Here is a 17,618-nt window from a genome sequence, read left to right on the forward strand (position 1 = left end):
GGCTCAGGCCTGCAGGACGACGGGGATGATCATCGGCCGACGGCGGATCTTGCCACCGACCCACGACCCGACCGCCCGCCGCACGATCTGCTGCAGCTGCTGGTCGTCGCGGACCCCGTTGGCCACGGCCTCCTCGATGGCCCGCTCGACCTTCGGAATCACCTGCTGGAAGATCTCGTCGTCCTCGACGAACCCGCGCGCCGTGATCTGCGGGCCGCTCGCGATCTTGCCGGTGGCCGAGTCGATGACGACGATGCACGAGATGAAGCCCTCGTCGCGCAGGATGCGGCGGTCCTTGAGCAGCGCCTCGTCGGCCCCGCCGACGCTGCTTCCGTCGACGTACACGTAGCCACAGTCGACGACGCCGACGACCGACGCCAAGCCGTCGACGAGGTCGACGACGACGCCGTCCTCGGCCAGAACGACGTGGTCCTCGGGGACGCCGGTCTGCATCGCGAGGCGCGCGTTGGCCCACATGTGGCGCCACTCGCCGTGAACCGGCATGACGTTGCGCGGCTTGACGATGTTGTAGCAGTAGAGCAGCTCGCCGGCGCTCGCGTGGCCGGAGACGTGCACCTTGGCGTTGCCCTTGTGCACGACGTTCGCGCCGAGTCGCATCAGGCCGTTGATGACGCGGTAGACGGCGTTCTCGTTGCCGGGGATGAGGCTGCTCGCGAGGAGCACGGTGTCGCCGGGGCCGACGTCGATGCGGTGCTCGCGGTTGGCCATCCGGGACAACGCCGCCATCGGCTCGCCCTGGGAGCCGGTGCAGATGAGCACGACCTCCTCGTCGGGCATGTCGTTGACGCGCTTGATGTCGACGAGGATGCCCTCGGGCACGTGGAGGTAGCCGAGGTCGGCGGCGATGCCCATGTTGCGCACCATCGAGCGGCCGACCATCGCCACCTTGCGCCCGGCCTTGGCCGCCGCGTCGAGCACCTGCTGGACACGGTGCACGTGGCTGCTGAAGCAGGCCACGATGATCCGCCGCTCGGCGTGCCGGAACACCTTGTCGATGGCCGGGGCGATCTCCAGCTCGGGCGTGGTGAAGCCGGGGACGTCGGCGTTCGTCGAGTCGGTGAGGAACAGGTCGACGCCCTCCTCCCCCAGCCGCGCGAAGGCGCGCAGGTCGGTGAGGCGGCCGTCCAGCGGCAGCTGGTCCATCTTGAAGTCGCCGGTGTGCAGCAGCGAGCCGGCCTCGGTGCGCACGAACACGGCGAGCGCGTCGGGGATCGAGTGGTTGACCGCGACGAACTCGAGGTCGAAGACGCCGAGCCTCTCGCGCTGGCCCTCCTTGACCGCCATGGTGAACGGCTTGATGCGGTGCTCCTTGAGCTTGGCCTCGACGAGCGCGAGGGTCAGCGTGGAGCCGATGAGCGGGATGTCGCCCTTGAGGCGCAGCAGGTACGGCACGGCGCCGATGTGGTCCTCGTGGCCGTGCGTCAGGACGATGGCCTCGATGTCGTCGAGACGGTCCTCGATGTAGGTGAAGTCCGGGAGGATGAGGTCGACGCCGGGGTGGTGGTCCTCGGGGAAGAGGACGCCGCAGTCGATGACGAGCAGGCGACCCTTCGTCTCGACGACGGCCATGTTGCGACCGACCTCGCCGAGCCCGCCGAGCGCGACGACCCTCAGGCCGTTGTCGGGGAGGGCGGGTGGTGCGGTCAGCTCGGGGTGAGGGTGGCTCACAGGTGTCCTGTCGTGTCGGGGGTGCTGCACGGCGCGCGGCGCCGGCAGGTGGTTCAGGTCGTGGTCATCCGGCGACCGTCGCGAGCGCGTCGCGCAGCAGCGCGGTCTGGTCGTCGTCGGCGGCGACGAGCGGGAGCCGGACGGTGGGCGTCTCGATGACGCCCTGGAGGGCGAGGGCGGCCTTGGCCATGATGGCGCCCTGCGTGACGTTCATGACCGCGTCGACGATCGGGGCCAGGCGCCGGTGGACGGCGCGCGCGTCGTCCCAGCGTGCGTCGACGACCGCGTCGGCCATCTCGCGGTAGGCGGCGGGGGCGACCTGCGAGGTGACGCCGACGAAGCCGACGGCGCCGTTGACGAAGTGGAAGAGGTTCATCGCGTCGTCGCCGGAGTACCAGGCCAGGCCGGTGCGCTCGATGAGGTCGCCGGCGAGCCAGAGGTCGGCCCGGGCGTCCTTGACCGCGACGATGCGCTCGTGCTCGGCGATGCGCAGGTAGGTGTCGCGGGCGATGGGGACGACCGAGCGGCCGGGGATGTCGTAGACCATGACGGGCAGGTCGCTCGCGTCGGCCAGCGCCGTGAAGTGGGCGACGAGGCCGGCCTGCGGCGGCTTGTTGTAGTACGGCGTGACGGCCAGGACGGCGTCGGCGCCGGCCTTGGCCGCGGCCTGCACCGACTCGATGCTCTTGGCGGTGTCGTTGCTGCCGGCTCCGGCGATGACGACGGCGCGCTCGCCCACCGCCTCGACGACGGCCCGCAGGAGCTCGTCCTTCTCGGTGGCCGACGTCGTCGGCGACTCGCCCGTCGTTCCCGACACGACGAGGCCGTCGTGACCGGCGTCGACGAGGTGGGCGGCGAGGCGCTGCGCGGCGTCGAGGTCGATGGAGCCGTCGGCCCGCATGGGCGTGACCATCGCGGAGAGAACACGTCCGAGCGCGGGTGCGGCAGCCATGGGCCCAAGGTTAGCGCCCACGCCTGCGGGCCATCGAGGACGCCCACGCCGGGCTTCGCGTCGATCGCGGCCGGCCGGCTCCGCCGCGCCCGGGTCACGACATCACCCGGGCACGACGCGAGGCACTACTCGCTCGGGGGTCCGAGTAGTGCCTCGCACGGGGTACATCGCGGCGGCGCCCCCGACGTTACAGCCCGGACGCGCGCGGTCACCGACGCGTGACGCGGGTGCGCTCATAGGTGACCCACGCGAACCCGTGGTGCGGGTCGCGGGCGGTCTCGGCCCAGTCGGCGGTGTCGATGTCGGGGAAGGTGACCGACCCCTCGGGCGACTGGTCGACCTCGGTGACGAGCAGCCGCGACGCGAACGGCATCGCCAGGCGGTAGACCTCTCCCCCGCCGACGACGAACACCTCGTCGCCCGGCCCGGCGAGGGCGAGCGCCTCGTCGAGCGAGTGCGCCGTCTCGACGCCGGGATGGCTCCAGTCCTCCTGGCGCGTCACGACGATGCTGCGCCGCCCGGGCAGCACCCCCATCGAGTCGAAGGTGCGCCGGCCCATGACCATCGGGTGGCCCATCGTCGTGCGCTTGAAGTACTTGAGGTCCTCGCTCAGGTGCCACGGCATCGTGCGGCCGTCGCCGATGACGCCGTTGCGACCGACGGCGACGATCATCGTCACGTTCGTCATGGCCTCAGCCTGCCAGACCGGCGCCATCGTGCTCAGACGGCGATGGGCGCCTTGATGCCGGGCTCGGCGACGTAGTCGACCAGCTCGAAGTCGTCGAGGTCGAACTGGTCGATGGAGGTCTTGCCCGGGGTGATGCGCATCGTCGGCAGCGCGTGCGGGGTACGGGACAGCTGCAGCCGGGCCTGCTCGAGGTGGTTGAGGTAGAGGTGGGCATCGCCCAGGGTGTGCACGAACTCGCCGGGCTCGAGGCCGGTGAGCTGGGCGACCATCTGGGTCAGCAGCGCGTAGCTGGCGATGTTGAAGGGGACGCCGAGAAAGATGTCGGCGCTGCGCTGGTAGAGCTGGCATGACAGGCGCCGCTTGCCGTCGGGGCCGGGCGGCGAGACGTAGAACTGGAACATCGTGTGGCACGGCGGCAGGGCCATGTCGTCGACGTCGGCCACGTTCCACGCCGACACGATGAGGCGGCGGCTGTCGGGGTTGGTGCGGATCTGCTCGATGACCTTGGCGATCTGGTCGACACGTCGGCCGTCCGGTGTCGGCCAGGACCGCCACTGGTAGCCGTAGATCGGGCCGAGGTCGCCCGTGGCGGGGTCGGCCCACTCGTCCCAGATGCTGATGCCGCGCTCCTGGAGCCAGCGCACGTTGGTGTCGCCGCGAAGGAACCACAGCAGCTCGCCGATGATCGAGCGCAGGTGCAGCTTCTTGGTCGTCATGGCCGGGAAGCCATCGGCGAGGTCGAAGCGCATCTGGTACCCGAAGGTGCTGAGCGTGCCGGTGCCGGTCCGGTCGGACTTCTCCTGCCCGTGGGTCAGGACGTGGTCGAGGAGGTCGAGGTACTGCCGCACGCTCCGCAGCGTAACCCCCCGCGCCGATGCCACCGCCTCGCGCCGCGCGCGGCACACCCTGAGCGGTCCCACCTCTGATCGAAAGAGCACTCCGTCGCGTGACGCCCTGCTCTCTCGATCGGAGGGGGCGACGGGCGGGCCGGCCGGCGCGGGTCAGGCGGCCGCGGCAGCCAGCTGGTCCACGACGGCGCGGGCGGCGGCGCGACCGGCGCGGTTGGCGCCGATCGTCGACGCGGAGGGCCCGTAGCCGACGAAGTGGATGCGCGGGTCGGCGGTCGAGGTGGTGAAGGTGTGGCGGTCGTACGGCGCCCGAAGCCGGATGCCGCCGTGCTCGGTGCGCAGGTGCAGCGGGGCGAGGTGCCCGACGGTCGGCCGGAAGCCGGTGGCCCAGAGGATGACGTCCGCAGGCTCGAACGTGCCGTCGGACCAGCGCACGCCGTCGGGCTCGATGCGCTCGAACATCGGCCGACGCCGGTAGGCGCCGAGCTCTGCGGCGCGCGCCTCCTGGGGGCGCAGCGCCAGGCCGGTGACGCCGACGACGCTCTGCGGCGCCAGTCCGTGCGCGACCCGCTCCTCGACGAGCGCGACGGCCTGGCGGCCGGCGTCCTGGGTGAACGGGCCTGTGCGCCAGACCGGTTCGCGGCGCGTGACCCACATCGTGTGCGCGACCGGGGCGATCTCGCCGAGGATCTGCACGGCCGACGCGCCGCCGCCCACGACGACGACCCGTTGACCGGCGAGGTCGTCCGGCCCGGTGTAGTCGACGGTGTGCAGCTGTCGGCCACGGAAGGTCCGGGCGCCCGGGTACACCGGCAGGAACGGCGAGCGCCAGGTGCCGGTCGCGTTGACGACCGCGCGCGTCAGCCAGGTGCCGGCCGTGGTGTCGACGCGGATCGGGCCGTCGGGGTCGTCGTCGACGGCCTCGACGCGCCTCACGCGGACGGGCCGCACGACGGGCAGGTCGAAGTGCCGCTCGTAGGTGGCGAAGTACGCGGGCACGGCCGCGTTGGCGCGGCTGTCCGGGTCGGCGCCGTCGAAGGCGAGCCCGGGAAGGTCGGCGACGCCGTGGACGTCGCGCATCGTCAGGCTGTCCCAGCGGTGCTGCCAGGCGCCCCCGGGCGCGTCGTCGGCGTCAAGGACGACGAAGGGGTCGACGCCGAGGCGCGTCAGGTGGTGGGCCGCCGACAGGCCGGCCTGACCGGCACCGATGACGACGACCTCCACGCGTTCCACGTCGGTTGAACGCGCAACCACCGCGGGCTCTTCCCGACGCCGAAGCCCGCGGCCGTGCCGCGCCGACCCGGCGAGACGCGTCAGGCGTCGTAGTCGAGCGAGACCTCGTCGGTGACCGGGTGGCTCTGGCAGGCGAGGACGATGCCGGCCTCGACCTCCTCCGGCTCGAGGGCGTAGTTGCGGTCCATCCGCACCTCGCCCGACACGAGGCGGGCCCGGCACGTGCCGCAGACGCCTCCGGTGCACGAGTACGGCGCGTCCGGACGCGCCCGCAGCGTCGCGTCGAGGATCGTCTCGTCCTTGCTCGGCATCGGTATGACCGTCGTACGGCCGTCGAGGTTGACGGTGACCGTGGCCTCCGGCGGCGCACCCTCGTCGACGACGACCTTGCGCTTCGGCTCGGTGCCGTCGTCGACGTGGAAGATCTCGTGGTGCACGTGGTGCAGGTCGACGCCGCGCTCGCGCAGCAGCGCCTCGGCCCCGGTGACCATGCCGAACGGTCCGCAGAGGTACCACTCGTCGACCGACCCGACGGGCAGGAGCCGGTCGAAGATCGCCGTGAGGCGCTCGGCGTCGAGGCGGCCGTGGAAGAGCTCGACGTCCTGGGCCTCGCGCGACAGGACGTTGACGAGGTGGAAGCGCCCGGGGAACCGGTTCTTGAGGTCCTCGAGCTCCTCGAGGAACATGACCGAGCTGGTGCGCCGGTTGCCGAACAGCAGCGTCGCGCGCGAGAGCGGCTCCTCCTCCAGCGCCGTCGCGAGCAGCGACAGCACCGGCGTGATGCCCGAGCCGGCCGCGATGGCCACGTGGTGGCGCGCGAGGTCGGGGCGCGTCGGGCAGGTGAACGACCCGAGCGGCGTCATGACCTCGACGACGTCACCGGCGGCGACGACGTCGTTCATCCACGTCGACATCCGCCCGTCCGGCACGCGAGCGACGGCGACCCGGCGCAGGTGCTCCATGCCGGCGGCTCCCCGCGACTGGCAGATCGAGTACGACTGGCGCACGTCCTCGCCGTTGATCGTGGCGCGGACGGTCAGGTGCTGGCCCGGCTGGAAGGCGAACTCGTCGGCGAGCTCGTCGGGGACCTCGAAGGCCACCGCGACGGCGTCGTCGGTGAGCCGCTCGACCGAGGCGATGCGCAGCGCGTGGAAGCGCGCCCGGTGGCGGGCCGGCGCGTCGCCGTTGTCGGACGCGGGTGCCGCGGCGGCGTCGGTGGCCGCGGCCGTCGACGCTGCGGGGTCGACGGTGGGGTCGTGCGCGGGCTCGCCCGGCCCGCCCGGGGCGTCGTTCGTCGCGTCGGTGGTGAGGTCGGTCATTCAGAGGGCCTTGAACTCGTCGAAGGGCTCGAGGCACACGTTGCAGCGGCGCAGGGCCTTGCACGCGGTCGAGCCGAAGTGGGCGATCTCGGTGGTGTCGTCGGAGCCGCAGCGCGGGCAGGCCACGACGTGGCGGGCGAGGCGCACGAGCACCGGGCCCGACGCGTCGGCCGCCGACACGGGGCCGGGCGGGGCGATGCCGAACCGGTGCAGGGCCGCGCGACCCTCGTCGGTCATCCAGTCGGTGGTCCACGGCGGGGACAACAGGGTGCGGACCGTCGCGTCGTAGCCGTGCTCGCGGGCGGCGAAGACGATGCGGTCGGCGATGGCCTCCATGGCCGGGCACCCGCTGTAGGTGGGTGTCACGGTGGCGACGAGCGTCCGCGACTCGTCGTCTACCTCGACGGCACGCAGGATGCCGAGGTCGGCGATGCTGATGACCGGGACCTCCGGGTCGGGGATGCGCGAGATCGCCTGCGCGACAGCCGAGTCCGAGAACTCGACCTCTGAGCGCGCGGGTTGTCCGGTGGCCATGGCCGTCACCAGGTTGCCCCGGGGTGCGACCGGGCGATGTGCTGGAGCTCGGCGAGCAGGTAGCCCATCGGGCGGGAGTGGACGCCCTCGCGTCCGCCGCGCGAACGCCACGACGGGGCGTCGGGCACCGTCAGCGTCGCCTCGGCGATCACGTCGTGGACGCGTCGGGTGACGGGCTCCTCGAGCGCCGACGGGAGCACGCCGAGACCACTGGACGCGGCAAGCACCGACGCGTCGTCATCGGCGAACAGCTCTGCGACGTAAGGGGCGACGCGCTCGAGCGCGGCCTGCATGCGACGGTGCGACTCGTCGGTGCCGTCGCCGAGGCGGCAGACCCAGAGCGTGGCGTGGTCGAGGTGGTAGCGGACCTCCTTGATCGCCTTGGCGGCGACACCGCCGACGACGTCGTCGGACGACTCGGCAAGACGCGTGTGGAGCTCGACCTGGTAGGCGGAGAACCACAGGAGCCGGGCCATCTCGTCGGCGAAGTCGCCGCGCTCCTGCTCGACGAGGTGCACGTTGCGCCACTGCCGCTCGTCGCGGACCATCGCGAAGTCGTCCTCGAGGCGGCCGGTGCCGTCGAGCGAGCCGGCGTACGGGTAGAGCGCGCGGGCCTGGCCGAGTAGGTCGAGCGAGATGTTGCCGAGGGCCATGTCCTCCTCGATCTGCGGCGCGTTCGTCATCCACTCGGCGAGGCGCTGGGCGTAGACGAGGGCGTCGTCGGCGAGGCCCACGAGGTAGTCGGCGGTCGGGACGGACGCAGCGGTCGCGGTCATCGGGACAGCCTGCGGCTGGTGGGGCTGGTTCACGCCGGTCACAGGTACTCGACGTCCTCGGGCACGTCGTAGAACGTCGGGTGCCGGTAGATCTTGTCGGCGGCCGGGTCGAAGAACGAGTCCTTCTCGTCGGGGCTGCTCGCCGTGATGTCGTCGGCACGCACGACCCAGAGCGAGACGCCCTCCTGGCGGCGCGTGTACACGTCGCGCGCGTTGCGGAGCGCGAGCGCGGCGTCAGGCGCGTGCAGCGACCCGACGTGCACGTGCGACAGCCCCCGCTTGCCGCGCACGAAGACCTCCCACAGCGGCCAGCTCCGCTCGCTCGAGGGGGCGACTGCGTCCGGACCTCCGCTCACGCGGCACTCTCCTTCGTCCTCTTGGCCTGCTTGGCCGCGTACGCGTTGGCCGCCTCACGGACCCACGCGCCGTCGTCGTGGGCGCGCCGGCGGTGCTCGATGCGCTCGGCGTTGCACGGCCCGTCGCCGCGCAGCACCTGCCAGAACTCGTCCCAGTCGATCTCGCCGAAGTCGTAGTGGCCGCGCTCCTCGTTCCAGCGAAGCTCGGGGTCGGGCAGCACGATGCCGAGCTTGTCGGCCTGCGGCACCATCATGTCGACGAACTTCTGGCGCAGGTCGTCATTGCTGAACCGCTTGATGCCCCAGGCCATCGACTGCTCGGTGTGGCCGCCCTTGGCCGCCTCACCGGTGTCGGGCGGGCCGAACATCGCCAGGGCCGGCCACCACCAGCGGTTCGCGGCGTCCTGTGCCATCGCCTGCTGCCCCTCGGTGCCACGCATGAGGTTCCAGAGGATCTCGAAGCCCTGGCGCTGGTGGAAGGACTCTTCCTTGCAGACGCGGATCATGGCGCGCGCGTACGGCCCGTACGAGCAGCGGCACAGCGGCACCTGGTTCATGATCGCCGCGCCGTCGACGAGCCAGCCGATGGCCCCGCAGTCGGCCCACGTCAGGGTCGGGTAGTTGAAGATCGAGGAGTACTTCTGCCGGCCGTCGTGGAGCCGCTCGAGCAGCTCCTGCCGGTCGATGCCGAGGGTCTCGGCCGCGCTGTAGAGGTAGAGCCCGTGGCCGGCCTCGTCCTGGACCTTGGCGATGAGGATCGCCTTGCGGCGCAGGCTCGGCGCGCGCGTGATCCAGTTGCCCTCGGGCTGCATGCCGATGATCTCGGAGTGCGCGTGCTGGGCGATCTGGCGGATCAGCGTCTGGCGGTACTTCTCCGGCATGTCGTCGCGCGGCTCGATGCGCTGGTCGGCGGCGATGAGGGCCTCGAAGCCCCCGCCCTCACCCGGACGATGCTCGGCCTGCTGGCCGTCCGCGAGCGCCGAGTCGTACTCGGCGGTCTCGGCCGCGTTGAGCGGCTCGTTCGGGTCGATGACGTCATTGCCATACATGTGTCCAGTATGCGAGAAGGACGCCACTGCCGACAAAGTGGCCCCTCCGGGCGTCGAGGAGCGGCTGAGAGGATGCCGGGGTGAACCTCCCCCACGACGAGCAGCAGCACCAGCACGACCACGGCCACGGGCACGACCACGAACACGACCGGGGCCCCGTCGCCGACGCCAGCGTCCGCGTTGCCCGCACTTCCGACGCCCCCGCCGTCGGGCTCGTGCAGGCGGTCGTCTTCCGGGAGGCGTACGCGAGCGTGCTCGCCCCGGACGTGCTCGCGCAGTTCGAGCCGCGGGCCTTCGCCAACGCCTGGCGTGACAGCCTCGAGGGCGAGGCGGCCGGCGACGGCGTCCTCCTCGTGGCCTGCGCCGGCGAGCAGGTCGTCGGCTTCGCCGCGGTCGGCGCGTCGGGCGACCCGGACGCCGGCGACACCACCGCCGAGCTGCTCGTGCTCGCGGTGCACCCCGACGCGCGGACGCAGGGACACGGCTCCCGGCTGCTCCACGCCGTCGTCGACACCGCGCGGGCCCGCGGTCGCGACCACCTGACCGCCTGGCTGCTCTCCTCCGACGACGCCGTCCGCGCCTTCCTCACCGCTGCCGGCATGGGACCGGACGGCGCGCACCGCGAGCGCGTCGTCGACGCCGACGGCCGCAGCGTCAGCGAGCTGCGCCTGTCCGCGTCGGTGCAGCCGGAGCCCTCGTGACCGACGCCGCCACCGCGCCCGGCGCGCTCCCCTCCGGTGAGCGTCGGGTCGTGGTGCGGGAGGCGCTGTCGGTCGGCGTCGCCACCGGGGCGTACGGCATCAGCTTCGGGGCCCTCGCCGTGGCCGCGGGGCTCGACGTCTGGCAGGCGATGGCCCTGTCGCTGCTCATGTTCACGGGCGGGTCGCAGTTCGCCTTCGTCGGCATCGTCGCGAACGGCCTGCACGCCGCCCCGGCTGCCATCGCGGCGTCATCGCTGCTCGGCGTGCGCAACGGCCTGTACGCCCTCGAGCTGACCCAGCTGCTCGGGGTGCGGGGGGCGCGCCGCGTCGCGGCCGCCCACCTGACCATCGACGAGTCGACGGCCGTCGCCGTGTCGCAGGAGGACGTCCGCGCGTCGCGGCTCGGCTTCTGGCTCACCGGCGCCTCGGTCTTCACGCTGTGGAACCTCACGACGCTCGCCGGCGCCCTGCTCGGCAACGCGCTCGGCGACCCGCGCCGGTACGGCCTCGACGCCGCCGCCTGCGCCGCGTTCACCGCCCTCCTCTGGCCGCGCCTGCGCAGCCGCGACGCCGTGGCGATCGCGGCCGTGGCCGCGGTCGTCGCCGTGGTGCTGTCGCCGGGGCTGCCCGCCGGCGTGCCCGTGCTCGTCGCGGCGCTCGCAGCGCTCATCGCGTGGCGCACCCCCAAGGGCGGCGGGCCGGACGGGCCGACGGAGCACGAGACGGACGGCGTCGGCGAAGGCACCGACCGCCACGTCACCGACGACGGGGGGCGGCGATGACCCTGTGGGTGGCGATCCTCGTGGCCGCGGCGATCGCGTTCGGCCTCAAGCTCGCCGGCTACCTCGTGCCGGCCGGCCTGCTGGCGGAGCCCCGGGTCAAGCGCATCACGGCATCGCTGCCCATCGCCCTGCTCGCCGCACTCATCGCGACGCAGACCTTCACGGTTCCAGGTGGCGGCCTGACGCTCGACGCGCGGCTCGCTGCCGTCGGCGTCGCGGTCGTGGCGCTGCTGTTCCGGGCGCCGTTCATCGTCGTCGTCGTGCTCGGCGCGGCGACGGCAGCCCTGCTACGAGCCGTCGGCTGGGGCTGAGCGTCAGCGTCCGTGTCGGCAGGTGTCGCACGTGCAGTCCTCGCACGCGCACGTGTCGCAGGTGCAGCCCTCGGGGCAGTTGTCGCACGTGCACGCGGTCGAGGGCTGGGTCTCCGACGGCGGGATGGGAGGCACTCCGGTGGACATCTCGACTCCTTCGACGCGCCGCAGCGCTGGATGCCGCGGATCTCGCCCTCCCTACCCGGATCCGCCGCCGTCGATCGCGGGCCCTCGATCAGGGGCCGAGCGGCGGGACGGAGGGCGCCGGCTCGCGGAGGGTGGTCAGTCCAGGCCGAGGTACTGCTCGAGACCGACGGTGACACCCGGGTGGTCGGCGACGGAGCGCACGGCCGCGACGACCCCGGGCATGAACGACGCGCGGTCGAAGGAGTCGTGCCGGATCGTCAGCTGCTCCCCGGCGTTGCCGAGCAGGACCTCCTGGTGGGCCGTGAGGCCACGCAACCGGACCGAGTGCACGGGGATGCCGTCCACCCGGGCGCCGCGGGCCCCGTCGGGATCGTGCGTGGTGGCGTCGGGTCCGGGTGCCACGCTCGCCTCGGCGCGGGCAGCGGCGATCATCGAGGCGGTCCGGCCCGCGGTGCCCGAAGGAGCGTCGACCTTCGCGGGGTGGTGCAGCTCGATGACCTCGACCGACTCGAAGAACGGGGCGGCCTTGGCTGCGAACGACATCATGAGCAGGGCACCGATCGCGAAGTTCGGGGCGATGAGGACTCCTACGCCGGCGCCGGTGCTCGACGGGGGCGCCTCGGCCAGCTGTCCACGGAGCGCCTCGAGCCGCTCGTCGTCCCAACCGGTCGTGCCGACGACGACGTGCACACCGCGCTCGACGCAGTGGGCGACGTTTCCGGGTGATGCCGCCGGCACCGTCAGCTCGACGGCGACGTCGGCACCACCGAGGTCTCCGAGGTCGTCGCTGCTGCCGTAGGCACCCACGAGCCGGATGCCGTCGGCCGCCTCGAGCGCCCGGACCGCCTCGGACCCCATCCGGCCGCTCGCCCCGATGACGGCGACGCGGATCTCCCGCCCCGCCGCGCTCGTGCCCTCGTGCCCTGTCGCCTGCTCGCTCGTCGTCTGCACGCCTCGAGCGTAGTGGCGCCGTGCCGCAGGGCGGTCCGAGGTCTCAGCGGGTCAGCACCTGGCTCGTGCTGTGGGTGATGACCTTCAGGGCTCCGGTGTGCGGGCTCTCCCACCGCGCTCCGTCGGTCACAAAGCGTCGCGACACCCGGCAGCCCGGCGGACACTGGGAGGAGGAAGTGATCGCCATGCCGAACCGCGCCCACCCTGCCGCCTGGACCTCCCCGACCGCCGTCGCCCGCAGGGCCCGCACCCCCGGTGACGCGCGTGGCCGCCATCGCCTCGCCGCCGTCGTCGCGGCCCTGGCGCTCGCCCTCTCGTTCGGGGTGGTCACCGCGCCGGCCGCCGGGGCCGCCGTGCTCTTCGGCCACGACATCTCCTGGCCGCAGTGCACCGTCGCCCAGGGCGGTGCGGGCCAGCCGATGCCGCCGACCTCCACCCAGTTCGTCGTCGTCGGCCTCACCCACGGGCTGCCCTTCACCGAGAACCCCTGCGTGGCCTCCCAGGTGCAGTGGGTCCGCGACCACGCCAAGCCCGCGCACGCCTACACCATGGCCGGCTTCCCGACGTCGGCGCAGCTGTCGACGTCCGGCTCGCTCGGTCCGTGGGCCTCGACGACCCGGGCCGGTCGGCTGTCCAACGTCGGCTACGCCGAGGCGACGTACGCCACGGCGACACTGTCGCGCATCGGCTGGCGGCCGCCGGTCGTCTGGATCGACGTCGAGCCGCGGCCGGCGCAGCCGTGGCCGTCGAGCACGTGGGCGCAGCGAATCGAGAACCGCTACGTCGTCGAGGGGCTGATGCGTGGCCTGCGCGACCGCGGCTACGCCTACGGCCTCTACTCGAACTCGTCCGGCTGGCAGGCGATCACGGGCTCCTGGCTGCTGCCCGGCGTACCCGTGTGGGCCACGGCAGGCACGCTCGACTATCCGAACGAGGCGCTCGACCGGTGCACCCAGCCGAGCTTCTCGGGCGGGCGGGTGTACGTGTCGCAGTGGTGGAACACGACGACCGACTTCGACCGCACGTGCGAGCCGTACACCTTCACCGCCCTGCCGGTCGCGGCCTCGACCCTGACCGCCTCGACGGGCGACTTCGACGGCGACTGGCGCACCGACGTCCTCGCCCGGTGGACGACCGGCGTGCTCAAGCTGTACTCGGGGACGGGCACCGGCAGCCTGGCGCTCGGCCGCCAGGTCGGGACGGGCTGGAGCGGGTTCGACGCGCTCGACACCGCCGGGGACCTCGACGGCAACGGCACCCTCGACGTCGTGGCCCGCGAGCGGGCCACCGGCTACCTGTGGCTCTATCCCGGTGACGGTCGGGGCCGTTGGGCCGGCGCCAGGATCCGCCTCGGGGCCGGCTGGGGTGCCATGAACGCGATCCTGGGCCCCGGTGACCTCACCGGTGACGGGAGACCCGACCTGCTTGCCCGCCGGGCCTCCGACGGCACCGTGTGGGTCTACCCGGGCACCGGGCATGCCACGTGGCAGCCACGCATCCAGGTCGCGTCGGGCTGGAACCGCTACGACCGGATCGTCCCCGTCGGGGACGTCACCGGCGACGGACGCCCCGATGTCATGGCGCGGGAGCCCTCGACCGGACGCCTGTGGCTGCTGGCCGGCACTGGGGCGGGGGGCTTCGCCGCCCCGGTCGTCGTCGGTACCGGCTGGAACGGCATGACCGCCCTCGCCTCCCCGGGTGACGTCAACGGCGACCGCGTCGGTGACGTCCTCGCCCGCGACCGCGCCGGCGTGCTCTGGCTCTACCCGCGCACGGCGTCGGCCGGCTGGTCCCCGCGGCGCCAGGTGAGCACCGGATGGAACGTCGCGAACGCGATCTTCTGAGCGCGTCGACGCCCCGGCCAGGCACCTGTCAGCCAAAACCCAGCGGCGGGCGCGAACATCCGCGCGTGACCACGGACCCCGAGGGCGACCCCAGCCCCGACGCCCCCGACGCGGCCGACGCCCCGGACGCCCCCGACGCGGCCGACCGACCCGCCACCGCGCGCGGTCCCCGCGTCGACCGACGCGTCTTCCTCGCCGGCGTCACCGGCTCACTCGCGCTCGGTGCCGCGGCCTGCTCGTCCCCCGCCACCAGGGACCCGACGTCGCCCACGCACCGCCCGTCCACCGATGCGCCGGGCTCCCCCACCCCGAGCCACTCCGTGTCGACAGCCGTCACCTCCACGGCGACCACCCCGCCGCCCGGACTGGTCACGCCGGCCGTGCTGCAGACGGACGGACCCGACGTCGTCCACGGGCCCTCGTCGGCACCGCAGGTCGCGCTGACGTTCCACGGAGCCGGTGACCCGAGCCTGACGCGTCGCGTCCTCGCGCTGCTCGCGCGCCACGACGCACACGTCACCGTCTTCGCCGTCGGCACCTGGCTGTCGGCCAACCCCGACCTCGGCCGCGCCGTCGTCGACGCCGGCCACGACCTCGGCAACCACACGTGGTCGCACCGCACCATGCCGCGGCTCGACGCAGCCACGGCCCGCACCGAGGTCGCCCGCGGTGCCGAGGCGGTCGCTGCGGTCGCGGGCTCCTCGCCCCTGCTGTTCCGCCCCTCCGGCACCCCGACGTCGACGGCCACGATCCGTGCGGCGGCCCGCGCGGCCGGGTATCACCGGTGCGTGTCCTACTCCGTCGACCCACGCGACTACACCGACCCCGGGGCCGCTGCGGTCACGGCGCGGACGCTCTCCGCGGTCCGCCCCGGCAGCATCGTGTCGCTGCACCTCGGCCACCCGGGCACGGCCGCGGCGCTCCCCTCCGTGCTGTCCGGCCTCGCCTCGCGCGGCCTGAGCGCGGTCACGCTGACCGAGCTGCTCGCATGAGCCGCCGCGCCGTCGGCGGTCCGTCGCGCCTGGCCGTGCTGACGGCGCTGGTTCTGCTCACGGCGGCCTGCTCGGGCCCGTGGGCCTCGCCGGGCACCGACCCGGCCACGACGGCCCCGGCCGATGCGGTGGCGTCGGCACGCGGCACGGGTACGGCCGCCCCGACGACCGCCATGTCCCCCGGCCACCAGGGCGACACGGCGGCGACGGGAATGGGACTCACCCCGCCCTACGCGCGCACCGGCGCCGGCGACCTCACGGCGACGGCGCGCGCCGCGCGCCCGCTCGTCTACGTCCCGGACCAGGTGGCCGGCCTGCTGCAGGTCATCGACCCGCGCACCTACCGCGTCGTGTCGACCCGCCGCGTGCCGGCCTCCCCCGAGCACGTCGTGCCCTCTTGGGACCTGACCCGCCTGTGGGTCAACTCCGACAAGGGCAACGCCCTGACGCCGATCGACCCGCGCACCGGCTCCGCCGGCCGTCCCGTCACGGTGCGCGACCCGTACAACCTCTACTTCACCCCCGACGGCCGCTACGCCCTCGTCATGGCGTCGCGCTCCCGCGCCATCGACGTGCGCGACGCCCACACCATGAAGCTGGTCCGCTCACTGCCCGTGCCGGCCTGCGCCGGGGTCAACCACGCCGACTTCACCGCCGACCTGCACACCTTCGTCGCCAGCTGCGAGTTCAGCGGCCGGCTCCTCGTCGTCGACGCGTCGGCGACCCGGGTGCAGAAAATCATCGACCTCAACCACGTCGGCACGCCCGGAGCCACCCCGGCGATGGGACCCGGCAGCATGGCCGGGCCGCGGGTCGGCCTGCAGAAGGGTGCCACCGCGATGCCGCAGGACGTGCGCCTCACCCCGGACGGTCGGTGGTTCATGGTCGCGGACATGCTCCGCAACGGCGTGTGGTTCGTCGACGCGCGCACCTTCCGTCTCGACCACTTCGTCCACACCGGGCTCGGCGCGCACGGCATCTACCCCTCGCGCGACGCGTCGAGGGTCTTCGTCTCCAACCGGGACGCCGGCTCGGTCACGGTCTTCGACGCCGTCACGAACCGCCCGGTGACGACGTGGAAGCTCCCCGGCCACGCGACGCCCGACATGGGCGGTGTCAGCGCCGACGGGCGACAGCTGTGGCTGAGCGGGCGCTACAGCGCCGAGGTGTACGTCATCGACACGACGACCGGACGCCTGCTGCACCGGATCCCCGTCGGCGCCGGGCCGCACGGCCTGCTCGTGTGGCCGCAGCCGGGACGGTTCTCGCTCGGGCACACCGGGAACATGCGATGAGGCGTGCGACGGGCGCCCCGAGGCGCCGGTGAGCACCTTCGAGCCGAGCGACCTGCTGACGGCCTGGACGGCCGACCCCGTGGGTCCCGCGCTCGTCGTGCTCGCGGCCGTGCCCTACGCCGTGCTCGTGCGACGGGCGGCCCGGGCCGGCCTGCGCCCGTCGGCGTGGCGCACGACCCTCTACGCGGTGGTCGGGGTGGGCACGCTCGCCTACGCCTGCTGCGGCCCCCTCGAGGTGTACCGCGCCCAGGTCTACTGGATCGGGGCCCTGCGCCTCGGCGTCCTGGCCGCGGTGACGCCGGTCGGCCTCGCCCTCGGTGACCCGGTACGTCTGATCCGTGGCCTGCACCCCGACGGCGACCACGCGCTCCTGCGCCTGCTGCGCGGACGCGTCGCGCGGGCCCTCACCTTCCCGGCGGTGAGCACGATCCTCGCGACGGGGACGCTCCTGCTCGTCTTCGTGACGCCGGTCTTCACCCGGTCGATCACCTCCCGGGCGTTCGGTGTGGGGCTCGACCTCGTGCTGCTGCTCACCGGCCTGCTCTTCGTCGTGCCCCTGCTCACCGACGACCTGCTGCCCCGGTGGGCCACGCCGCCGGTACGCACCTTCCTCGCCTTCGTCGACGGCCTGCTCGACGCCGTTCCCGGCATCGTCGTCATGACGGCCACGACGATCCTGTCGCCGGGCTACCCGGGGTTCACGAGCGGTGTCAGCGGCCTGGACCCGCTCGAGGACCAGCGGCTCGGCGGCGGGGCGCTCGTCGCGGTGGCCGAGTCCGTCGGACTGCCGATCATCGCCGCGGTCTTCATCGAGTGGATGCGTAGCGACGAGCGCGACGCCCGGGCAGCCGATGCCGAAGCGGACGCCGCCGAGGCCGAGGTTGCCGCCGCACACGCCGGGCAGGCCACGTCGGCCCCCGGCGAGGGCCGTCAGGGGCCGGGTGCCGTGCCGGCCACGACGCCGGAGGCCGCACCGTCGGGCCTGTGGTGGGAGCAGGACCCGCGCTTCGCCGGTCGCTACGGGCGCTCGGCGCCGGACACGGACGCCGACACGGACGCCTGACGGACGCCGGCACCCGCGTCCCCGACACCGGTGCCCACCTGCCTGTCGCTGCTGGCTCCCGGCAGACGCGAGCGGCCCGCCACCCCGG

The 17,618-nt window shown here is 73.3% G+C and carries 18 protein-coding genes; 7 read left to right on the forward strand and 11 right to left on the reverse strand.

Annotated elements, in window-relative coordinates; genetic code table 11:
- Window positions 1-3: 3 nt before the first annotated feature.
- The 10 genes from AC3A5R_RS01365 to paaA form a co-directional block, all read right to left on the reverse strand.
- A complete protein-coding gene (locus tag AC3A5R_RS01365; protein WP_487618993.1) occupies window positions 4-1,689 on the reverse strand; it encodes a ribonuclease J in 1,686 nt (561 codons plus the stop codon).
- Window positions 1,690-1,753: 64 nt separating this feature from the next.
- Complete coding sequence (dapA, locus tag AC3A5R_RS01370; RefSeq protein ID WP_487618994.1) at window positions 1,754-2,641, reverse strand: 4-hydroxy-tetrahydrodipicolinate synthase; 888 nt, start codon at window positions 2,639-2,641, stop codon at window positions 1,754-1,756.
- A gap of 208 nt (window positions 2,642-2,849) precedes the next feature.
- Complete coding sequence (locus tag AC3A5R_RS01375; RefSeq protein WP_487618995.1) at window positions 2,850-3,329, reverse strand: dihydrofolate reductase; 480 nt, start codon at window positions 3,327-3,329, stop codon at window positions 2,850-2,852.
- 32 nt (window positions 3,330-3,361) lie between these two features.
- A complete protein-coding gene (locus AC3A5R_RS01380; protein ID WP_487618996.1) occupies window positions 3,362-4,177 on the reverse strand; it encodes a thymidylate synthase in 816 nt (271 codons plus the stop codon).
- A gap of 153 nt (window positions 4,178-4,330) precedes the next feature.
- Window positions 4,331-5,410 carry an NAD(P)-binding domain-containing protein gene (locus AC3A5R_RS01385; protein WP_487620098.1) on the reverse strand — a complete coding sequence of 360 codons (1,080 nt, stop codon included), beginning with the start codon at window positions 5,408-5,410 and terminating at the stop codon, window positions 4,331-4,333.
- 80 nt (window positions 5,411-5,490) lie between these two features.
- Window positions 5,491-6,729 (reverse strand): 1,2-phenylacetyl-CoA epoxidase subunit PaaE, encoded by a 1,239-nt coding sequence (gene paaE / locus AC3A5R_RS01390; protein WP_487618997.1) that lies wholly within the window; start codon window positions 6,727-6,729, stop codon window positions 5,491-5,493.
- Window positions 6,730-7,263 carry a 1,2-phenylacetyl-CoA epoxidase subunit PaaD gene (gene paaD / locus AC3A5R_RS01395; protein ID WP_487618998.1) on the reverse strand — a complete coding sequence of 178 codons (534 nt, stop codon included), beginning with the start codon at window positions 7,261-7,263 and terminating at the stop codon, window positions 6,730-6,732. It abuts the gene before it with no gap.
- Window positions 7,264-7,268: 5 nt separating this feature from the next.
- Window positions 7,269-8,039, reverse strand: coding sequence for a 1,2-phenylacetyl-CoA epoxidase subunit PaaC (paaC, locus tag AC3A5R_RS01400; protein ID WP_487618999.1), 771 nt, complete (start codon window positions 8,037-8,039; stop codon window positions 7,269-7,271).
- A 38-nt stretch (window positions 8,040-8,077) separates the two neighbouring features.
- A complete protein-coding gene (gene paaB, locus AC3A5R_RS01405) occupies window positions 8,078-8,395 on the reverse strand; it encodes a 1,2-phenylacetyl-CoA epoxidase subunit PaaB (protein WP_487619000.1) in 318 nt (105 codons plus the stop codon).
- Entirely contained in the window at window positions 8,392-9,444 is a 1,053-nt protein-coding gene (paaA, locus tag AC3A5R_RS01410) for a 1,2-phenylacetyl-CoA epoxidase subunit PaaA (RefSeq protein WP_487619001.1), read from the reverse strand. Before paaA ends, paaB begins: the two co-directional genes overlap by 4 nt.
- A gap of 80 nt (window positions 9,445-9,524) precedes the next feature.
- Between paaA and AC3A5R_RS01415 the strand changes: the two genes are divergently transcribed.
- From AC3A5R_RS01415 to AC3A5R_RS01425, 3 genes are read left to right on the forward strand one after another with little or no spacing between them, the layout of a single operon-like run.
- Window positions 9,525-10,145, forward strand: a complete 621-nt coding sequence (locus tag AC3A5R_RS01415; protein ID WP_487619002.1) for an N-acetyltransferase family protein — start codon at window positions 9,525-9,527, stop codon at window positions 10,143-10,145.
- On the forward strand, window positions 10,142-10,927 hold the full coding sequence (locus AC3A5R_RS01420) for an AzlC family ABC transporter permease (protein WP_487619003.1): 786 nt from the start codon (window positions 10,142-10,144) through the stop codon (window positions 10,925-10,927). Before AC3A5R_RS01415 ends, AC3A5R_RS01420 begins: the two co-directional genes overlap by 4 nt.
- Window positions 10,924-11,238, forward strand: coding sequence for an AzlD domain-containing protein (locus tag AC3A5R_RS01425; RefSeq protein ID WP_487619004.1), 315 nt, complete (start codon window positions 10,924-10,926; stop codon window positions 11,236-11,238). Before AC3A5R_RS01420 ends, AC3A5R_RS01425 begins: the two co-directional genes overlap by 4 nt.
- A 282-nt stretch (window positions 11,239-11,520) precedes the next feature.
- Here the strand turns inward: AC3A5R_RS01425 and dapB are convergent, their stop codons facing one another.
- A complete protein-coding gene (gene dapB, locus AC3A5R_RS01430; protein ID WP_487620099.1) occupies window positions 11,521-12,276 on the reverse strand; it encodes a 4-hydroxy-tetrahydrodipicolinate reductase in 756 nt (251 codons plus the stop codon).
- Between the two features lie 245 nt (window positions 12,277-12,521).
- Here dapB and AC3A5R_RS01435 point away from each other — a divergent pair, with 245 nt between their 5' ends.
- The 4 genes from AC3A5R_RS01435 to AC3A5R_RS01450 all read left to right on the forward strand — a co-directional run bounded on the left by AC3A5R_RS01435 (window position 12,522) and on the right by AC3A5R_RS01450 (window position 17,530).
- Complete coding sequence (locus tag AC3A5R_RS01435) at window positions 12,522-14,180, forward strand: FG-GAP-like repeat-containing protein (protein WP_487619005.1); 1,659 nt, start codon at window positions 12,522-12,524, stop codon at window positions 14,178-14,180.
- A 65-nt stretch (window positions 14,181-14,245) separates the two neighbouring features.
- On the forward strand, window positions 14,246-15,172 hold the full coding sequence (locus AC3A5R_RS01440; protein WP_487619006.1) for a polysaccharide deacetylase family protein: 927 nt from the start codon (window positions 14,246-14,248) through the stop codon (window positions 15,170-15,172).
- Entirely contained in the window at window positions 15,169-16,467 is a 1,299-nt protein-coding gene (locus AC3A5R_RS01445) for a YncE family protein (protein WP_487619007.1), read from the forward strand. The genes AC3A5R_RS01440 and AC3A5R_RS01445 overlap by 4 nt, the downstream gene beginning before the upstream one ends.
- Window positions 16,468-16,495: 28 nt before the next feature.
- Window positions 16,496-17,530, forward strand: coding sequence for a cytochrome c oxidase assembly protein (locus AC3A5R_RS01450; RefSeq protein ID WP_487619008.1), 1,035 nt, complete (start codon window positions 16,496-16,498; stop codon window positions 17,528-17,530).
- Window positions 17,531-17,618 lie beyond the last annotated feature (88 nt).

The sequence above is a fragment of the Intrasporangium sp. Soil_C_50 genome, assembly GCF_057656595.1.

Excerpts from the sequence above, each read along its gene's own strand:
- paaC (WP_487618999.1), bottom strand. The coding sequence starts at position 8,039 with ATGACCGCGACCGCTGCGTCCGTCCCGACCGCCGACTACCTCGTGGGC.
- paaD (WP_487618998.1), bottom strand. The coding sequence starts at position 7,263 with ATGGCCACCGGACAACCCGCGCGCTCAGAGGTCGAGTTCTCGGACTCG.
- AC3A5R_RS01445 (WP_487619007.1), top strand. The coding sequence starts at position 15,169 with ATGAGCCGCCGCGCCGTCGGCGGTCCGTCGCGCCTGGCCGTGCTGACG.
- AC3A5R_RS01435 (WP_487619005.1), top strand. The coding sequence starts at position 12,522 with ATGCCGAACCGCGCCCACCCTGCCGCCTGGACCTCCCCGACCGCCGTC.
- dapA (WP_487618994.1), bottom strand. The coding sequence starts at position 2,641 with ATGGCTGCCGCACCCGCGCTCGGACGTGTTCTCTCCGCGATGGTCACG.
- AC3A5R_RS01375 (WP_487618995.1), bottom strand. The coding sequence starts at position 3,329 with ATGACGAACGTGACGATGATCGTCGCCGTCGGTCGCAACGGCGTCATC.
- paaA (WP_487619001.1), bottom strand. The coding sequence starts at position 9,444 with ATGTATGGCAATGACGTCATCGACCCGAACGAGCCGCTCAACGCGGCC.
- paaE (WP_487618997.1), bottom strand. The coding sequence starts at position 6,729 with ATGACCGACCTCACCACCGACGCGACGAACGACGCCCCGGGCGGGCCG.
- AC3A5R_RS01425 (WP_487619004.1), top strand. The coding sequence starts at position 10,924 with ATGACCCTGTGGGTGGCGATCCTCGTGGCCGCGGCGATCGCGTTCGGC.